Consider the following 18,075-nt stretch of genomic DNA (forward strand, 5'->3'; position numbering starts at 1 on the left):
CATATAATAATTTCAAACCCCGGTGGGGAAACTCAAACCTTTCTCAGCCTACCAACTCACCACAAATGCTGATTGCAGAAAAAAAGAGTTCCTGGAATTTAATGTAATGGGGTCAGACCCCGTGACATACCTGTTCTATCATTAAATAATGTGCCATCCCATGCCCAGTTTTCCTTTAATGTAAATTTATTTTCATTTTTCAATTCACCTAATGCTATTGCTGCACCTCCCTTTTGGTCTACAGCAGAAACGTTAGTTTTAATGGCATCATATATTTGAACGAGGCCTGCACCCTGTCTTCTAGTAAGATATGATAGGTTTGTCTCCTTTTCAATTTGGGGCTTTGCAGTATTTATAAGAAGTGTCTTAGCAAGATTTACAAACTCTCTTCCTTTAAGTTCAACCTTCTTACTCTTTAAATACTGAACTACAAGTGCAACCCCACCAGCTGCATGTGGTGCTGCCATTGATGTACCACTCATTGATTCATATCTATTATCATTTACGGTTGAGTAAATCTGTCCTCCTGGAGCAGTAACTTCTGGCTTAAATCTCAAGTCTGGTGAAGTTCCCCATGAAGTAAAATCAGACATTTCTAAACTATTTGGGTTTACTGATTCTTTTATTTTCCCTCTAAAGAAAAGCTACAACTCCAGCCTCTGTTGCATGTTTTATTACTATTTGTTCAGGATCTTCCTCGTTTGTAAACCCAGCTGAAGAACCTAAACTCATATTTATAACATCGGCACCCATTTTCCATGCCTCTTCAACTGCTGCTGCAACGTCATCGTTAAAAGCTGACCTTTGCTTAGGGTTATTAGAGAAAACCTTCATTGCTAAAAGCTGTGCTTCTGGGGCAACTCCTGAAATCCCTCCATTTGCTGCAACAATTCCTCCAACGTGCATACCATGCATGCTGCCTGATTTATCTATTACTTCTTGATTACGATCTGCAAAGTTGTAACCATAAGGAACTTTATCAGTAAAAAATTTACCCTTAGCTCCTTTATCCACTACTAGTTTATCAACTTTATCTTTACTTAACATTTCCTTAGATGTGTCTGTAATCTTCATATCCTTATGTGTATAGTCTATTCCTGTATCTATTATTGCAACTACAATACCTTCACCTTTTAAACCAGCTTTTTCCCAAACTGTTTTAGTCTGTGTAAGATTAACTGCAGTTTTCATATCAGGATAATACTGTTTTGCTACACTTACATTTTTAACTCCTGGCAACTTCCTTACAACATCAATATCTTTGAATTTAATAACGGCACTGAATCCATTGAAAAGATTTTGATAAATGAGATTATTCGATTCTTTTTCATTCGACTATTTTGACTAATATATTTAATAGTGAGTATGCTAAATTTTGTAGACAAATATAAAAGTAACTATAAATAAAAAAACCTCCTTAGGAGGGTTGACTGGAAGTTTTACTATAAAACATACATTATTACTATTTGTTTAAATATTGAGGTTTTTTCCTTGAACCTATGTATTATATCTTCGGATTCACAATAAGAATAAAACTTTTTAACCAATATGGTACAGTTAAAGGATGACTCCAGTGTTTCGCCCCAAAATTTATTTACTTCCTCTTGGAATTTAATTAGTATATTAAGCCATAAGAATTCTTCCATAATCGCATAATCAATTATAATAGTAATATCAAATTCACATCTTACCATATATTCAATAGAATTATACACGTATTCCCAGTTTACTTTATACTTATCACAATCAAAATAGATTCCCTTATGTTCAAATAGTAAAATAATACCTCTTCTTTGATTGGATTGTGGTACCTTTTGTATGACATATGATTGATTTTTTTGCATTGTTTCAAATAAATTTGATAGTGCTTTTTCTTTCAAGGTTTCTTCTTCAGCTATAGTATTTGGAGGAAGTTCATTATTTACTTTATAGTATTGTATTACATATTGACTAACATATGTTTCTGCCTCTTGTTTAGATAATATCCTATTCTTAAATTCACCTTGTGAATGCTGTAATACTTCCAAATATTTATTACGATACTCTTTAGGGTTAATTTTGAATTGTTCTTTAAAGTATTTGTAAAAATACTTTATATCTGAAAATCCACATATAGTAGATATATTATATATGTTCATATCATTGTTGATAATTAATTCTGCCGCTTTAAATATTCTATAGAGATTTACTGAATTTTGAAGAGATGTTCCAGTTATATCCTTCCAAAAATGAGAAAATCTCGTTTCACTAATATGTTCTTTTTTTGCCACTTCTGAAAGGAGAATGGGTTTCTTGTAATTATTTAATACAAAATCCAATATACGGTTATATCTCTCTAATTTATCCTGTGTAACTTGAATTTTGTTGTTTTTATTGCAATTGTGCTGTGACAGAGTAAGTGTGAAAATTCTGTAAAATTCCTTGAAAAGTTTGAATAGAATTACTTTACTTTCTGCTGCATCCTTGTATGCTAATAATAAAATTCTCACAATTAGATTTCTAAGCTCGTAGGTATAGGGCAAAACCTCATCTGTATTCAAATGTATAGGTACAGTGATGATAAGTCGAATCTTATAAAATTCAAAGTATTTTGGATTAAAGTAAAATTTTGCAACAATACACAGTTCGTTAGCGCTGATAAAGTGATTTTCCATTGGAGCTAAAATTGCGAAATGACGTGCATCAATCTTTACCGAACTATATTTGCCGTTAACATATAATTCACCCTTTACTACATATATAACCTCCGCAACCTCCTCATGAATATGCATTTCCTCTCCATCTAATTCTCTCACTTCTATTTTACAGGGTCCATTATTTTCAAACTTTATGTTTTCAAACATAACATTCCTCCACTTATTTTCTTTCTGCTATAATCAGTCCTTCACTCTACAACCCACAGGTGGCATGGCGAGAGGCTTCCCTCGAGGTGGTTATAGCTTTAATTTGCTAGTCGCTTAATCTATATATTTTAGTGTTTCTCTTATAATTTCTCTTGGACTTTTCAACATATATCCATCAACTTCTAAATAAAAAAGTATGCAAAATATATTTATTCTGCATACAAAGTATTTCCATGATATTTTTATTTCTGGTGAACCTAGTTCATTCCACATATTTCGAGTGGTACCTGGTACCTTAGCGAGGACAGGCTACCGTCCGAGCTTGCTATTCGTTCACAGTTTGTTCACAACCCTCGGCAGGCTGTGCGTTAATTAAATTTTACACTTTTATACGTAGTTATAATATGAATATTAACTTATTGGAATGAATTTGTTAATACTTTTGCCTTATTAGAGACAAAAATGGCCTATCTTACTAGGCTATTTTTGTTATTTTGCCATCAATTAAACATCTTAAGAGTTTATCAACGCCTAAGATGCCTATAGCTCTTTTCAGATTATAGCTAAAAAAGGCAATACTAACTTCACCATTTACCTTATTAAATCCTCTTAACAATAAATGGGTAAAATTCATACTTCTCTTTAGTGTACCAAATACATGTTCAATTATTTCCTGCCTTTGGCTATATTTAGCTTTATTTTCTTTAGTTCTATTATTAACAATTTCAACAATGTCTTCATTTTCTTTTCTTGTTATCGTTCTTCCGTTCTTTGCTGTAGTACATTTGGCTTTACTTTTACATTCAGTGCATGCTTCGTAATTTACATACTTTTTTTCTGTTGCATCTACTTTTTTAGTTATGCAAAATAGACTGTGTCCTTCTGGACAAATATAAGTGTTATCCTGTGGATTATATTTAAATTTATCAGTAAAATAAACAGAGTTTCCTGTGCTATTGGTAAATGAAGGCTTAGATACATAGCAAGTGATCTGATTTTCTTCACATTCTTTTAAATCAGAGGGTTCAAAATATCCTTTGTCAGCTAAAGATTCTATACTTTGTACATTAAATATTGATTTTGCTTTATTACTCATATTGTACAATTGGCCTTGATCTGCGGAATTATTTGTTACTTCAAATGTAGTTATTAATTTGTTTTTAGAATCTACAGCTGCTTGAATATTATAACCGACATCAGTTCCTTGATGAGCTCCAAATTTAACAGTTTTAGCATCTGGATCTGTAAAGTTTATTTCGTTAACACCATTCACTTCTAGCGTATTTTCAAGTTCAGTATACTCTTGGATTTTACTTTGAAGTTTTTGTATAGCATTAAGAATTTCTTCTTTTTTTAACTGTATTTCTTGACTATTTTCTAATAAATCATTCATCTCAATGTCATGCATATATTCATTTATCTTATTTTGAACTAGTTGCTTCATTTTATTTACTTTGTTTTTACTATAATGTTTTCTCTTGGAAGCTGACGCTTCAATTTTTGTGCCATCAACAGCTATAAGCTCTTTTCCATATAACCCAAGCTCAATACAATATTGAACAAAAGATTCAAAAACTTTTGTTAAAGCATCTATGTTATCTTTTCTGAAGTCTGCTATAACCCTATACTTAGGCTGTAATCCGTTGATTAGCCAAATAACTTCTTTATTTATTTTAGCTTGTTTTGCAAGTTTACGTGAAGATCTTATTCCATTGAAATACCCATAAACAAATAGCTTAAGCATATCCTTCGGATCAAACATTGGTCTACCGACAAAATCATTACTTCCAATTTTAAACCCTAAAGATTCTACGTCTAAAACATCTATTATTTTATCTATAACTCTTACTTCACTATCAGTTTCTACATAATCCTCAGAGCATTCAATTCTTACTTGGCTTCTATCGTTCCCTAAAATATAGTTCATAGATAATCTTCTCCTTTGATATAATTTATAGTTTAATTATACCATAATTGGAGTTTTATTGATATTAATTATAGGTTTTCGCACAGCCTGCCGGGGGTCCTTGCGAAAGGCTTGCCTTGAGCTTGATACCGGGGGTCCTTGCGAAAGGCTTGCCTTGAGCTTGATAGTAAACTGTTCTATCTAATTAATTTATTCTTTTCAGAATAAAATATTTAAATTATCTGAAGCTTTAGAAGTGACGCCTAAATATTTTACTGATTTAGACAATGACTATACAGGGGAATATTCACATGATAATAACTCTGTAGTGATGGAGAGTAGATCTAACTACTTAGTTCACATTAATGAATTCAGAGAAAAAGCCTTAAAACTAATAACTCCTTCTTTAATTTCTGATGGATATACAGTAGAACAACGAGATAGAGGGTCTCTTGGAGATTTAGTTGCAATCAAAGGAAGTAAAACATGGCATATAGATTTTATGTGTATAAAAGATGTAAGTAAATATCCTGTAGGTATGGGAATGGGAAGACAACAGCTTCTTCTTAGATTTGGTAGATTGGCAGTTTATGATAAACCTGTTACAAAATATTCTATAGTTATAGATCGTCATGCTATAGCACAACAATTACTAGAAATTAAACCACTACATCTTAATGTTACTACAAGCGTTATACTTCTTAAAAATGATAGTTACGAAGAACTATTTTTTATGCCTGAAAAGTAAAAAAAAAGTCATCACCTCTAAGCTTTATAAGCTTGCAAAGGTAATGACCTTTTCTTTTTAAGATTTAATTACTGCTTCTAGAACTGTTTTTTCTTATATATTCATACTACTAAAAATACTTAGCATAAATAATAATTATTCTTTCTGAACTTAGCTTGACTATTTTTCACCTTATTAGGCCATACTCCTATATGAGGTGATTAAAATATGAATTGCATTTTTAAAAACTTTACAATAAATAAAAAACTATTACTACTCTACACATTAAACATTTCAGATGTTATATTTACCATAATTCTAATTAACTCTAAATACTTTGTTGAAGGGAACCCTTTAATGGCTTCTTTTTTCAAAGTTCCCATATATGCATTTTTAATTAAATTGATATTTCCTGGATTACTTTTATTCTTTGTGTACATAGTAATTAACCATAATCCCCAAAAACAATTCACTTTTTCTAATAGGCTAATTAACCTTGCTCTTATCCCATATATGCTAGTTAATATATTACATTTAGCCTTCCTAAGTTATCTTTTAATATTATAAAAAAGGGCCATCACCTCGCAGCTTTATAAGCTTGCAAAGGTAATGACCTTGTTATTATTCTTTGTAATTCTCCGCTTTTATTATTCTCTGTATTAATATAATCTATATTAAAGTTTCTACGTCAAAACTATATCCACTGTTTTCGCTTATAAACTGCGCAAATTCTCTATTGTTTGTAAACATAAATGTTGTCCCATTATTATCTATCTTTGCTACAGCACACAATTCCATATCACACCATCCATATCGAGGAATTGAAAAATATCTAACCGTATGAGGCTTTTCATGTCCGAGTCTTTCCACCGTTGATACAATAAAGTCATAGTTAGCATTTAAATTTTCTACAAATTCCCCACTGCAACAATATTCATTGCGGTAAGCCTGAATTAAATCTTCTTTTGATAAAGTAGTATAAAAATAATCAATAGGACTTCCATCTATTACGTATTTAAAATCCTTTTCCATTAATTTTCCCCCCTTAATCCCTATAGTTCTTCTCAAATCTCCAAGCATCCCTACACATTTCTAATATACCTCTTTTAGCTGTCCAGCCTAGTTCCCTTTCAGCCTTAGAAACGTCGGCATAGCAGGAAGCTATATCTCCTGGTCTAAGATTTCATTAATACTTTTATATTTTTTATTGAACTAATTATATCTTTTCTTTTTATAATTAAATATATAATGTAAGATAATGCGTATAATAAAACTGTAATCCAAGAATTCACAAACCATCCTGTTAAAATAAATATGGCTGTCATCATTAATTCTAGCACTATATCTTTATACACTGTGAATCCCAAAATTTGTGATAATAATATTTCTGCTAAAACAGCTCTAAAAGCTAAAAGGATTACTATTGATAATACTGCTAAATCCAAATTTTTAAAAACAAAAGCATTTATAAAAGTTATCATTAAACTAAAAACAAATGATATTAAATTAATTCGTAACATTAGCTTTTCTTTTCTCAATGTTTTTAAATATGTGTTTATTAATAAAGCAGTTTTCCCTTCATAGACACACATTGGAAATAACAACGCCATATACTTTAAACTTTGAGCATAATTAGGTAACCATGCTGATAATATAATTTTGCTTGGATAATATATTAAAAGAACACAAAACATCATTACCATTAAGAAATCTCTCATTGTTATATATATACTCATCAATTTTTTTTTATCAGTTCTTCTTAAAATTGGAAACATTATTATTCCTATAGCATTAATAAATAACATCATCATGTTAGATACACTGAATGTTAGAGACACTTTTCCAAAAGTTGCGACGTCCCATGAGCGTTCTATTCCAAATCTAACAGTACCTATAATCAACATACTAGCTACATTCGCAAACATTAATTTTATCCCAGCATTAATATTTTCAAAAGTTTCTTTGAAACTAAGATAAAATTTAGAAAATTTTATAAATACAATATCTTTACATAAATACATAGCAAATAGTAATGAAATTATTTTCCCAATGAGATCTACCGTTATTATCAATTTATATTCTCTTATTCCGATTACCAAAAAAACTATAAGCAAGCTACAATATAATATTCTGTCTATTATTGTAATTTTAGCATAATCCTTGATTCGATTTGTACTCTGTAGAATATACAATAACATCCCTCTAACATTAACAATTAACATACATATAACTGTCATTTTTATAATAATTATTTTACTACTATCTGCAATAAAAATAGTGGAAATAATAAATATACCAGTTGCTATTATCATTTGTAAAATAACTAACATATAAAACTGTGAAAAAAACAATTTTTTATTTAATTCATCATAATCTTTGCCACCATATCTTAAATAAATTCCATCATTCCATCCAAGTTGCATGAATCCTACATAAGATGAATAAAATAAATATAATTGCCAATATCCATATTCTTCAACACCAATGAGTTTGGGCACAATTAATACTACTAATGTAGAAACCAGTAAAGAAACTAGATTTGATGTTAATGTATATGAAAAATTTTTAATAAAATTAATTGCTTTACTGTTCAATGCTTTAACCTCAACATTCTGTTTATTATTTTCAACTTTATTTAATATATTATTTTATAAGATTGTTAATTTCCTCTTGAATATAATTAAACTTTAATATATCTCTTCCTTCTTCTCTAAAATCTATATTTAATACACTTGAAGCTAAATCAATTATCATCCCTGTATATTTCATAGACATTCCATATTTTTTCCCTACTGATTCTAATGGTACTAATCCACATGGAACATCCTCTAATATATATCTATGTTTTAGAGAACTTGGAGCATCAATAGTTTTATACGCTTCATTATTCTGTATACACTCATATATATTTTGACCTTTTACATTATAAGTTCTTTTTAACCATTCCACAGTAGATTCAACTTCAACCCCTAATCTTTTTGAAACTTGAACCCTTTCTTCATCAATTTTCTCAAGTAGGTTACCAATTGAAGGAGATATCCCATCATAATAATATTTATAAGAGCTATTTTTACTCTCTGTCCATCCAGCATTTAATAATAAAGGAGCACAATGTAATATCATTCCCACATTTCCTACTGATGTTTCAATAATAGATTTTGCTGGCTTAAAGTATTTCCTTATACAATTAGGCAATTTATCAATAATTTTCGAATTTTCTTCCGAATTAAATGTAGATATTAAAACATTAGATTTCATAGCGATAATATTCACAGAATCACTCCCAGTTTTTCTACATGTATAAATAATAGTTTGTGTTTCAGCAATTCTTATCTCTTCTCTCCCGCCATTTTTTCTATAAACATCTAAAAATTCATACGCCCCAAAAGTTCTTCCTGGATTAAGTACAATAAGAACTTTCTTTTTAAGATTAAGAGCAATAAACTTAGCTAGATATTTATGAGAATCAGCAGGCGTAGTAATCAAAATAATATCGGGATTAATTAGAGCTTCCTCTATATCACTAGTAACAAGATCTATTTTTATATTTCCTTTTACTACCCCCTCGCATTTAATTACGCTTGTTTCTTTCAATTTTTTAATATGTTCATCCGTTCTATTCCATAAAGTTACTTTATTACCTTCTGAACTCATATGGGCTGCCATAGCAAGTCCAGAATTACCCGCACCAATAACAGTAATATTCATAATAACCTCCAAACATATAGCCTACTATTTTTAGCCCATTTTCTTTGCTTAATAATTTAATATATCTTCTGATAAAACTAACATTAACTAAACTATTTTTATACTTTGTTCATCTTTATTGTTATTTGTAATTTGCTCCATTTCTAATAACCTTTTTAAACGAGTATCTTCATCTAAAATTTCACCAGTTTCTTTATCATAAGCAACACATTTGCCTTCTACAAATTTTGTTGCTAAATTACCATTAAACTTGCTATTTTTCACTATGTGAACTGCATCAATATATCCATTTTTTATACACTGTGAAAGTACTTCTGCATTTGATAATGGATCTCCGTAATTAGAAAACCTATCTTTAATAAAAGATAATAATACTTTTGCTTCTTTTACAAGTTCATCTTTTCTCGCTATAATTTTTTCGTCTTTTTCCATTGAAAAAGTATCTGATATTGTATGCTTAATTACACCTTTTACTATTTTACAACTTGCTATTACATCATTTGCAGAAGCCGCATGGTCAGCTTCACAATAGGCAACTACGTGAATTATATGTGGTTTTATCGCCATTTGCATAAATGTAGAAGCAGCAAGTTGTCCTTTTGCCACATCAATATCAGCACTAAACAAAGGTAATCCTGCTCTTGTTTCACGATAAGTTTTAAAGTTTTCATCTTCTAATGATTCAACTAACTCTATCATAGCTAATATTCGTGCTAAATCCATAGAAAATGATATTCCATTTGGATTATTAAACATATATTGAGATATATAATGTTTTACTCCCAATTTCTTTGCATTATATGCACTAATATAAGCCATAGCAACAGGTATTACATCATGTGCATCTCGTAACCCCCAATGATGAGGTTCATTAATTTCAACCGGAATATTTCTATCAGCATGCCACTTTATTAGTTGCTGAGCTTCTATAATAGACTTCTCAATTGGTCTAGTACCACGTCCATCTAATTCACTATACCAGCTAAGCGGTATAGCAGTCCAAGCATTTTCTATAGTATCAACAAGCATACTTGCATATTTAAAAACATCTTCTGTTCCGCTATAACAACGCATTAACGGATAATTTCCACATTTAGATGCTTTTTTTAAATCAATTAAATCTTCTGTTGTCCTTACAGGCACTCCCCCTGCACCATCAAATTGTTTTTTCATATTCTTCTGATTAAAAAAATACTGCTGTGCATTTTGATCTGGCCCAATTGATATAACATCTAATACTTTTGCTTTAGAAATTTTCTCGATTCCTTTTATAGTTTGCTCTAAATTAGGTAATCCAAAATGATGCCTTATTATTGGGTAAGGATAATTTTCATTAATTCTTTCTACAAGTGTTTGCCCATGATTATCTATACTATTTGTTTGTTTATCTCCTCTTAAAAAACGTATTGAATCATTTATATCATCTATCCCATCAGAAATATAAGAAAACATTTTATATGCTTTAGCTACCTTAGCAACTGGTTTTGTACCTCCAAATATCCAAATAGGTTCATAGTTTAAATTTTTTCTTCTGTTATCGATTTCTAAAAGTAATTCCTTTACATTTTCAGGAGTCAATCGGTATCCAATTGCAACCATGTCCGGTCTGTATTTATTAATATTTTCAAATAAACATTCAATCGAAACTGCTGGTCCTAAAAACTTAATTTCATATCCTTCTTTTTCAGCAAGTGATAAAAAATGAGCCACCCCTGCTACATGTACGCAGTTCCCTATTGATGCTCCAATCAATATTTTCTTACTCATAAGTAAAATTCCTCCTTGCAATCTGTTCTTCAAAATAGGTCATCACAGTATTAGGCGTTGCGTCATTAAAGACCTCTGCTATTTTTTTGTATTCAATTTGTTTTTCTTTATTTTCCTCAATAAATTTTTGTATTTTTTTTGCATTTTCATATATATTTTTTTCATCTTGTTTTATTAACAATGCTAACGGATACTTATCCAAAACATTTAAAACAGGATCTTGATCTATTTCATAGAAATGTATAATAGGTTTTCCAATTGACATATATTCAAATATCTTACTCGCCATATTATGGCTACGAAAATTACCAATACTTATTAATATATCTGTGTTTGCATATGCTATTTCAAGTTCTTCAACAGAAACATATCCATGACTTCTAATTTTACTATTTTTCATTTTTGAATATTCATCAATTACATCTTCACAATTACCAGCACTATAAAAATCAAGTATAAAGTCACCTTTAATTAATTCAAAAATTTTCAGTGCATAATTAGGAGATCGATACTTTTTATATAATGCACCAGCATATATCAATCTTGTTATATTATCCCTACATGTTGGATTCGGTAAGTTTATATTACATAGCAAAGGATGTTCAATAAAACTAAAGCTTTTAATATCTTGAGGAAACATATTTTCAAAATTAGCCTTTAATTGATGCATTGCAAAAATATGATCTGCAGAAATAATCATATTTTTCTCTAATAGTAGATGAGCTTTTCGTTTCAACTTTCTGTTTATGGCATTTCTATGTAGACTTTTGTTGTTTGTAAATCTATCAAATAAAAATGGTAGAATCATTACTTGTGAATTTTTTTCTTTGTAATTACATGCTGCTACAACCGACTCAAATGGAAGACAAACAGGAATAATTACATCAATATCAATTCCATTCATATGTTTTAAATAACACTCAACAATTTCTTGATTAATATTAACCCTTGATATGTTAGCTTTCAAATAACTTTTTGCTCTAATAAACAACATTTCTACTTTGTTAAATATAGATTTTACTTTATTACTATTGCTTACCTTACCTGTACACTTTTTTCTTTGAAAAAAAGTAGATATATATCCTCTTTTAACAGAATGATTATCTATTACTTCCGTTTCTCCTTCTTCTTTATCACCATCTAGTGTTATTACTGTGACATTATATTGGTTTGACATTTCTTTAGCTATATTATAAGCACACTTAGCTACTGGTGAAAATTTAGGGTAATAATTATCCACTAAAAAAACTATATTTAATTTATTTTTCAATTATATTACCTCTTTTTCTATCTTTTTTTTATAGTTTGTATTATAAAAATAATTAATGGTTTTAAATCATTATTACTCCAAATAGCATGAGTTTTTTTTCCTTTAACTGATTTATACCACTTTAATAAAGATATTCTATGTTCCTTATGACCGTATTTATTTGAAAAAACTGCTCTAATTAAGTCCATAAAATCATATATCCATATTATTTCATTTTTCGAACTAATTGTACCTTCATTGACATCTAGTACTGCATTTTTATATGCTATCCAAGATAAATTAACACCTGCAGCAGTTGCTGAATAATTCCAAAGACCTGGACGAGGATTTATTTCTATCAGTTTAAACAATCCGTCTCGTGAATCCAATTTAAATTCTGTATTTTGAATTCCATGAAAATTTAACGCTTTAATGAATCTAATACCTAATTTACTAATGTCTTCTACATCAACTACCTTGCCAGATGTAATAGTACCAGTTTGAGGTGGACTTTGTCTTATTTTATGTCCAATGGAATATCCTTTTACTATCCCTAACTTATCTGAATACGATGAAAATGTATATAAATTACAAATAGGTCCAGGAATTATTTCTTGAATAATTAATTTATATTTTTCCAATCCTAACTCAACAATTTCTTTTTGCGTTATTTTTAATTCATCATCATTGTTCACTATAACTGCTTTCTTATATACTGAAGAAAACCCTACTGTAACAGCCGGTTTAATTAAGATTGGATATTGTAATTTATTTTTGCAGTTAAATATCTCATATGCATTTTCAGCATAAAATGTTTTAGGACATGGTACTCCTATGCTTTCAGCTTCATGATATAAATAAGATTTATCTAGACATTTTTCTACTTGACTCCAGTCAGACATTAGAATCATAAAATAATCATTTAAAATTGAATAGTTCTTCCCTACTGCATATAGATACCCATCAGTACAACAATAAATAATTCCCTTTTTTTTAATATTTTTCAATTCTTTTGCTAATTCTAATAATGAATTAACAAATGATTGTTCATTTTTTGAGTAATCTTCTATAACGTCGTATGTAACATACTTAGAGTAACACGCAATCCCTTTTTCGCTATCTACTACAATACTAGGTACTTTATTTTCTCCCAAACTTCGTACTACTCCAAGTGCATTGGCATTACTACCAAGTACAATAGGTATATATCTGTATTCACATTTCTCTAATTTTTCTAAATATTTCTTTACCATAAAATTCACCAGTCCTTTAGTTTAAATCTAATTAAACTTTGCTTTTAATCGATAATAATAAAACAATATATTATATCTACCATTCAACTTATTTCTAAAATCTTTTAATGAATCATCTGTAGATATTCCAATCCTTCCTCGTTCTTTAGCCTTGCCAATAGTTGTTAATGGCTTACAATCTGATGTATATATTCTTTCATAATAATTTGATAGTAAAGGACTTGTTTTTTTTGTATATTTCCCATACGGATAACAGAAATCCTTTGTACTATATCCTAACCATTCAGATATTTTTTTGTTACAGTTTTGTATTTCACCTAATAGTTCTTCTTCAGTTGATAAACTAGCATCAACATGAGAATATGTATGTGAACCAAACTCTACTAATCCACTTTTATACATTTCATCAAGCATGTCTTTACTTAAATATTCAGGATGCTTATTTTCTATCATTTTAGGACATATAAATATATTAAACTTTAGCCCAAGCTCTTTCATTAATGGAAATGCCAATTCATAATTAGACCTATATCCATCGTCAAATGTAATCATAACATTTTTTTTATTAGCTAATTTTTTATCTGTAAAATTTCCAACTTCACTAAATAATAAAGTATTATAATTATTTTCTGATAGATATATCATCTGTTCCTTAAAAACAGTGAAATTTGTTTTTTGCAAACTGTACCCCTGATCTTCAACTATATCATGATAGTATATAATGGGGAAAGAAAGTTTACTAGATAATGGCGCTCCTATGATAGGAATCAATTTATATATATTTTTTTTAATAAAAGTTTTAAATTTAACTTTCATTTCATTATTCCTTTCTAAATTTAAGTTTTGAAGTTATAGATTTTTTTACTATATAAAACATAACATAAGGGAAAATTCCATAGTAAGCTAAATTTCTCCAAAATGCTACTGTGTCTGTTCGAACAAAAAACAATGTGAAGCAAAAAATATATAACGTTAAGAACCCTTTAGCTCTATCATCACTTTTTGATGCAATTTCCATTTTGTTAAAAAGCTTAAATAATGCGATTCCAATAATCGGCATTAACAATAAAGAACTATATCCAAAATTGTAATATGCTTCCGCTATAAACGATGAACCGATTCCCCCTGAGGATGTTAAAAAAGATTTAAATACACTATCAACACTAACATTTGCTGCAGGATGTGCATCCCAAAATAAATTAGGAAATAATCTTAAAAAACTTGCAAAATACGTTTCTCCATACACATATTGTATAGAACTTGGACAATATACAAAAACAGTCGCTGTAGCAACCATTGTAAATCCCATTTCTTTTATAAATGAAAATAAAATATTATTCTCATATAAATTAATCAATATATCTGAGACTAAGGATAAGTAGTTACTTGTTTTAGATAATTCACTTCTAATTGATGATACTAAACTTATCATAGTAATCAACAATACTCCTCCTACACCTATCTTAAATAATGATTTTCTATTTAATCCTCCAAAATAATACTTTTTAGCAAGTATCAATGTAACTATAAAAAGAACTGCATCATACCTACTTCCACTCAAAAAATAAAGCAATATGTATACTATCGCTAAGAAAGAAATAAATTTAAAACTCTTACTATCCTTAAACGCTAATATTGCCATAATAAGTGCAGGTATTATAAATGTAGACATAAATCCAGGTATATTAGAAAACCCACCTAACTCATAATAGTCACTTAAAAAAACACTCCCATATCCAGAAGATAAAATGATTTTGATATAATTGCTTCGTATAATAACTGTTGGTAAATATGAAATAACTAATAAAAATATGGATACAATTTTCAAAGCTTTAATTTCAATTTTTTTATTAATAGAATCATTAATTTCATAGCTTAACTGCGTATTTAAATTCCTTGTAGTGATAGTTGCTATAAATGCTCCTATATGAATCAATAACATACACAATAATATAAAAAAGGCAACTGTGTTATATTGTTGAACTGAATATGTGTTGGCAATAGTACGACCTCTATCTAACGGTATCCCAATTACATATAGAAAATGCTGACCAAAGTAAAACATATAAGTACAAGCAACGAATATTAAATATGAATTTATACATGAATTAAATACTTTATACCACGATATAAATATCCATATATAAATCAAATTTGCTATTAATAACATTTTATCATAATTAATTTTGCTAACATCTTGCCATGCAACATAGAATATTATTATTGATATTACAATATTTAATAGTAATATCAATATCGCTTTGCTTTTTGTATTTTCTTTTGATATTTTACTCCTGTAACTATTATTCAAATCTAATATCATTCCTTTCACTGTTAATAGGTTTTATTGAAAATTGTCCACATCAGTGAAGCATGAATCGTATTTTCTGCTATTAATATTAAACCATTTATCACTTTTCCTATCTCATTATCATTTTAAGAATAGTATTATGTTCAACATTTAAATATTCCAGATTACATTTCTCATTGTATACTATTTTTCCTTTAATAACTAAGTTCATCAATTCAAAAAGCTCATTTTCATTAAATGGGTCAAAAAAATATGCATTCTCATATCCATTTAATATTTCATGAGAAAATGGACAATCAGAAGCTAATATCATACCTTTATGTAACCTAGCTTCATGCATTGGAAGTCCATAAGTTTCGATATATGAAGGAAACACTAAAATCGATTTTGTGTATAATTTAAAAACCTTCTCTCTTGAAATACTACCAACGAACTCTATTGAGAGTTCGTTCCCTTTCACATCATTATATAGTTTATCAATATGATTATTTTCGTTGCCTTTTAATGTGAAAATAACCTTATAATCTTTGATACCCTCTTTTTTTAGTCTTTTGCAAGCATCTACTATTACTTTATGATTTTTATACTCAAATTCACTAGCTGGATAAAAAAATGTATTAAATACTTCTTTTTGGGGTTCAAAATAATTATCTATAATAATATTTACTCGTGGTGATATTACATTAATCTTATCCCTATATATTTTTGCTTTCTCAATGCATGCGTTCTTTATCCATTCAGACTGAACAATAACCCTATTTGCTTTCTTAATAGATTTGACAATATTCCTTCCAATTAAATTTTGATATATCCACAAATGTTTATTTTCTTTAAAAGTAAATTTATAATCAACAAAAGGTAATGAATTATGCATATATAAAACTTGTTCTACCTTTGTGTGTGGAATAATAATATTTTGAAAAGATAACACCTTCTCTACATTAAACTTTTTAATTAATTTGGGTGCTATTACATTATCAAAATATAATCTATGAAACCAACTTTTCTTAATCCAAGGAAAATTTAAAACTCTTATATTCTCTGTTTCTTCTAATTTAGGTCTACTTAGAACAAAAATCCAATTAATATTTTTATCTGGCTTTTGTTTTATTTCATTGTAAAAATCATTTAATATGGATAATGCACCAACTGTTTCTGCTGGAACATTAAAAACCATTATATTCATGATTTTCTCCACACCATTCTATTAACAATCCCAGTATAACTCTGAATTATCTTAACAATCTTTACACTAACATTTTCATCAACATAATTCGGTACATCTATGCCTAAGTCATTATTTTTATTCATTTCAACTGCCATATCTACAGCTTGTAGTACTTGTTCAGTAGTAATGCTTCCAATTACAAAGTTACCTTTATCAACTGCCTCTGGTCTTTCTGTACTTGTTCTTACTGATACTGCTGGAAATTTAAAGTATGAAGCTTCTTCAGGCACTGTCCCACTATCTGATACTACACAAAAAGCGTTAAGCTGCAAATTATTATAATCTGAAAAACCAAAAGGTTGTAAGCTTCTTACATTTGGATGGAATTTAAATCCACGTTGTTCAATAAACTTTTTACTTCTTGGATGAGTACTATATATTACAGGCATATTGTAATTCTCAGCCATTGCATTAACAGCATTCATTAATGCTAGAAAGTTTTGCTCGTTATCAATATTTTCCTCACGATGAGCTGAAAGTAGAATGTATTTCCCTTTTTCCAAGCATAAAGTTTCAAGTACTTTACTATTTTTTATCTTTTTAATATTTGATGTAAGAATCTCTGCCATAGGTGAACCTATAACATATGTTCTTTCTTTTGGTACACCTTCATAGTTTAAATATCTCCTTGCATGTTCTGTATAGCATAAATTTACATCACTTGTATGATCAACAATTCTTCTATTAATTTCTTCAGGTAAATTCTCATCAAAACACCTATTACCAGCTTCCATATGGAATATTGGAATTTTTAATCTCTTAGCAGATATCACACTAAGACATGAGTTTGTATCTCCAAGTACAAGTATTGCATCTGGCTTTACCTTTGTCATTAACTCGTAAGACTTAGCTATAACATTACCCATAGTTTGTCCAAGATTATCACCTACAACTCCAAGGTAATAGTCTGGTTCTCTAAGTCCTAATTCCTCAAAAAACACTTCATTTAAGGTATAGTCATAGTTCTGACCTGTATGTACCAATATATGTTCAAAGTACTTATCGCATTTTTTTATAGTCTCTGATAATTTAATAATTTCTGGACGTGTGCCCACTATTGTCATTACTTTTAATTTACTCAAC

The 18,075-nt window shown here is 29.0% G+C and carries 17 protein-coding genes and 1 pseudogene; 2 read left to right on the top strand and 16 right to left on the bottom strand.

The genetic code is table 11. The features are described from left to right. Positions 1-98 precede the first annotated feature (98 nt). From B3J31_RS05965 to B3J31_RS05985, 5 genes are all read right to left on the bottom strand, one after another. Positions 99-593: a S8 family serine peptidase gene (locus B3J31_RS05965; protein WP_346873766.1), complete on the bottom strand. Its 495-nt coding sequence runs from the start codon at positions 591-593 to the stop codon at positions 99-101. 40 nt (positions 594-633) lie between these two features. Further along, positions 634-1,239, bottom strand: a complete 606-nt coding sequence (locus B3J31_RS05970; RefSeq protein WP_346873767.1) for a S8 family serine peptidase — start codon at positions 1,237-1,239, stop codon at positions 634-636. A 203-nt stretch (positions 1,240-1,442) separates the two neighbouring features. After that, complete coding sequence (locus B3J31_RS05975) at positions 1,443-2,843, bottom strand: AraC family transcriptional regulator (protein ID WP_346873768.1); 1,401 nt, start codon at positions 2,841-2,843, stop codon at positions 1,443-1,445. Between the two features lie 114 nt (positions 2,844-2,957). Further along, positions 2,958-3,116, bottom strand: coding sequence for a hypothetical protein (locus tag B3J31_RS05980; protein ID WP_346873769.1), 159 nt, complete (start codon positions 3,114-3,116; stop codon positions 2,958-2,960). 202 nt (positions 3,117-3,318) lie between these two features. Next, a complete protein-coding gene (locus tag B3J31_RS05985; RefSeq protein ID WP_346873770.1) occupies positions 3,319-4,770 on the bottom strand; it encodes an IS1182 family transposase in 1,452 nt (483 codons plus the stop codon). A 235-nt stretch (positions 4,771-5,005) separates the two neighbouring features. On the opposite strand from B3J31_RS05985, the gene B3J31_RS05990 reads away from it, so the two are divergent. After that, positions 5,006-5,497 carry a hypothetical protein gene (locus B3J31_RS05990; RefSeq protein ID WP_346873771.1) on the top strand — a complete coding sequence of 164 codons (492 nt, stop codon included), beginning with the start codon at positions 5,006-5,008 and terminating at the stop codon, positions 5,495-5,497. A gap of 207 nt (positions 5,498-5,704) precedes the next feature. Then, positions 5,705-6,043: a DUF5658 family protein gene (locus tag B3J31_RS16985; protein ID WP_414632865.1), complete on the top strand. Its 339-nt coding sequence runs from the start codon at positions 5,705-5,707 to the stop codon at positions 6,041-6,043. Positions 6,044-6,145: 102 nt separating this feature from the next. Here the strand turns inward: B3J31_RS16985 and B3J31_RS06000 are convergent, their stop codons facing one another. From B3J31_RS06000 to wecB, 11 genes and pseudogenes are all read right to left on the bottom strand, one after another. Further along, positions 6,146-6,508, bottom strand: coding sequence for a hypothetical protein (locus B3J31_RS06000; RefSeq protein ID WP_035291725.1), 363 nt, complete (start codon positions 6,506-6,508; stop codon positions 6,146-6,148). A gap of 13 nt (positions 6,509-6,521) precedes the next feature. Further along, positions 6,522-6,653, bottom strand: a pseudogene (locus B3J31_RS16990) (UDP-glucose 4-epimerase GalE); the annotation flags it as partial. Further along, on the bottom strand, positions 6,652-8,070 hold the full coding sequence (locus B3J31_RS06005; RefSeq protein ID WP_346873773.1) for a hypothetical protein: 1,419 nt from the start codon (positions 8,068-8,070) through the stop codon (positions 6,652-6,654). The gene B3J31_RS06005 and the pseudogene B3J31_RS16990, both read right to left, overlap by 2 nt. Before the next feature lie 49 nt (positions 8,071-8,119). Then, complete coding sequence (locus B3J31_RS06010) at positions 8,120-9,184, bottom strand: NAD/NADP-dependent octopine/nopaline dehydrogenase family protein (protein ID WP_346873774.1); 1,065 nt, start codon at positions 9,182-9,184, stop codon at positions 8,120-8,122. A gap of 87 nt (positions 9,185-9,271) precedes the next feature. Further along, on the bottom strand, positions 9,272-10,951 hold the full coding sequence (locus tag B3J31_RS06015; protein WP_346873775.1) for a cobalamin B12-binding domain-containing protein: 1,680 nt from the start codon (positions 10,949-10,951) through the stop codon (positions 9,272-9,274). Then, positions 10,944-12,221 (bottom strand): glycosyltransferase, encoded by a 1,278-nt coding sequence (locus B3J31_RS06020; RefSeq protein WP_346873776.1) that lies wholly within the window; start codon positions 12,219-12,221, stop codon positions 10,944-10,946. Before B3J31_RS06020 ends, B3J31_RS06015 begins: the two co-directional genes overlap by 8 nt. A gap of 17 nt (positions 12,222-12,238) precedes the next feature. After that, the gene (locus B3J31_RS06025) at positions 12,239-13,453 is read right to left on the bottom strand and encodes a hypothetical protein (protein ID WP_346873777.1); all 1,215 of its coding nucleotides are present in this window, start codon (positions 13,451-13,453) and stop codon (positions 12,239-12,241) included. 27 nt (positions 13,454-13,480) lie between these two features. Continuing rightward, positions 13,481-14,269 carry a polysaccharide deacetylase family protein gene (locus B3J31_RS06030; RefSeq protein ID WP_346873778.1) on the bottom strand — a complete coding sequence of 263 codons (789 nt, stop codon included), beginning with the start codon at positions 14,267-14,269 and terminating at the stop codon, positions 13,481-13,483. 4 nt (positions 14,270-14,273) lie between these two features. After that, positions 14,274-15,776 carry an O-antigen polysaccharide polymerase Wzy gene (gene wzy / locus B3J31_RS06035; protein ID WP_346873796.1) on the bottom strand — a complete coding sequence of 501 codons (1,503 nt, stop codon included), beginning with the start codon at positions 15,774-15,776 and terminating at the stop codon, positions 14,274-14,276. A gap of 97 nt (positions 15,777-15,873) precedes the next feature. Further along, positions 15,874-16,950, bottom strand: coding sequence for a glycosyltransferase (locus B3J31_RS06040; protein ID WP_346873779.1), 1,077 nt, complete (start codon positions 16,948-16,950; stop codon positions 15,874-15,876). Continuing rightward, positions 16,947-18,074 (bottom strand): non-hydrolyzing UDP-N-acetylglucosamine 2-epimerase, encoded by a 1,128-nt coding sequence (gene wecB / locus B3J31_RS06045; RefSeq protein ID WP_346873780.1) that lies wholly within the window; start codon positions 18,072-18,074, stop codon positions 16,947-16,949. The genes B3J31_RS06040 and wecB overlap by 4 nt, the downstream gene beginning before the upstream one ends. Position 18,075: the final 1 nt, after the last annotated feature.

The organism is Clostridium sp. UBA5988, from assembly GCF_002435615.1.
Classification (GTDB): Bacteria; Bacillota; Clostridia; order Clostridiales; family Clostridiaceae; genus Clostridium_J; species Clostridium_J sulfidigenes.

Bases quoted from the DNA above. Each gene is read 5' to 3' on its own strand.
- B3J31_RS05985 (WP_346873770.1), bottom strand. From the start codon at position 4,770: ATGAACTATATTTTAGGGAACGATAGAAGCCAAGTAAGAATTGAATGC.
- B3J31_RS06015 (WP_346873775.1), bottom strand. From the start codon at position 10,951: ATGAGTAAGAAAATATTGATTGGAGCATCAATAGGGAACTGCGTACAT.
- B3J31_RS06000 (WP_035291725.1), bottom strand. From the start codon at position 6,508: ATGGAAAAGGATTTTAAATACGTAATAGATGGAAGTCCTATTGATTAT.
- wzy (WP_346873796.1), bottom strand. From the start codon at position 15,776: ATGATATTAGATTTGAATAATAGTTACAGGAGTAAAATATCAAAAGAA.
- B3J31_RS06040 (WP_346873779.1), bottom strand. From the start codon at position 16,950: ATGAATATAATGGTTTTTAATGTTCCAGCAGAAACAGTTGGTGCATTA.
- B3J31_RS05980 (WP_346873769.1), bottom strand. From the start codon at position 3,116: ATGTGGAATGAACTAGGTTCACCAGAAATAAAAATATCATGGAAATAC.
- B3J31_RS06025 (WP_346873777.1), bottom strand. From the start codon at position 13,453: ATGGTAAAGAAATATTTAGAAAAATTAGAGAAATGTGAATACAGATAT.
- B3J31_RS16985 (WP_414632865.1), top strand. From the start codon at position 5,705: ATGAATTGCATTTTTAAAAACTTTACAATAAATAAAAAACTATTACTA.
- B3J31_RS06030 (WP_346873778.1), bottom strand. From the start codon at position 14,269: ATGAAAGTTAAATTTAAAACTTTTATTAAAAAAAATATATATAAATTG.
- B3J31_RS05965 (WP_346873766.1), bottom strand. From the start codon at position 593: ATGTCTGATTTTACTTCATGGGGAACTTCACCAGACTTGAGATTTAAG.
- B3J31_RS06010 (WP_346873774.1), bottom strand. From the start codon at position 9,184: ATGAATATTACTGTTATTGGTGCGGGTAATTCTGGACTTGCTATGGCA.
- B3J31_RS05975 (WP_346873768.1), bottom strand. From the start codon at position 2,843: ATGTTTGAAAACATAAAGTTTGAAAATAATGGACCCTGTAAAATAGAA.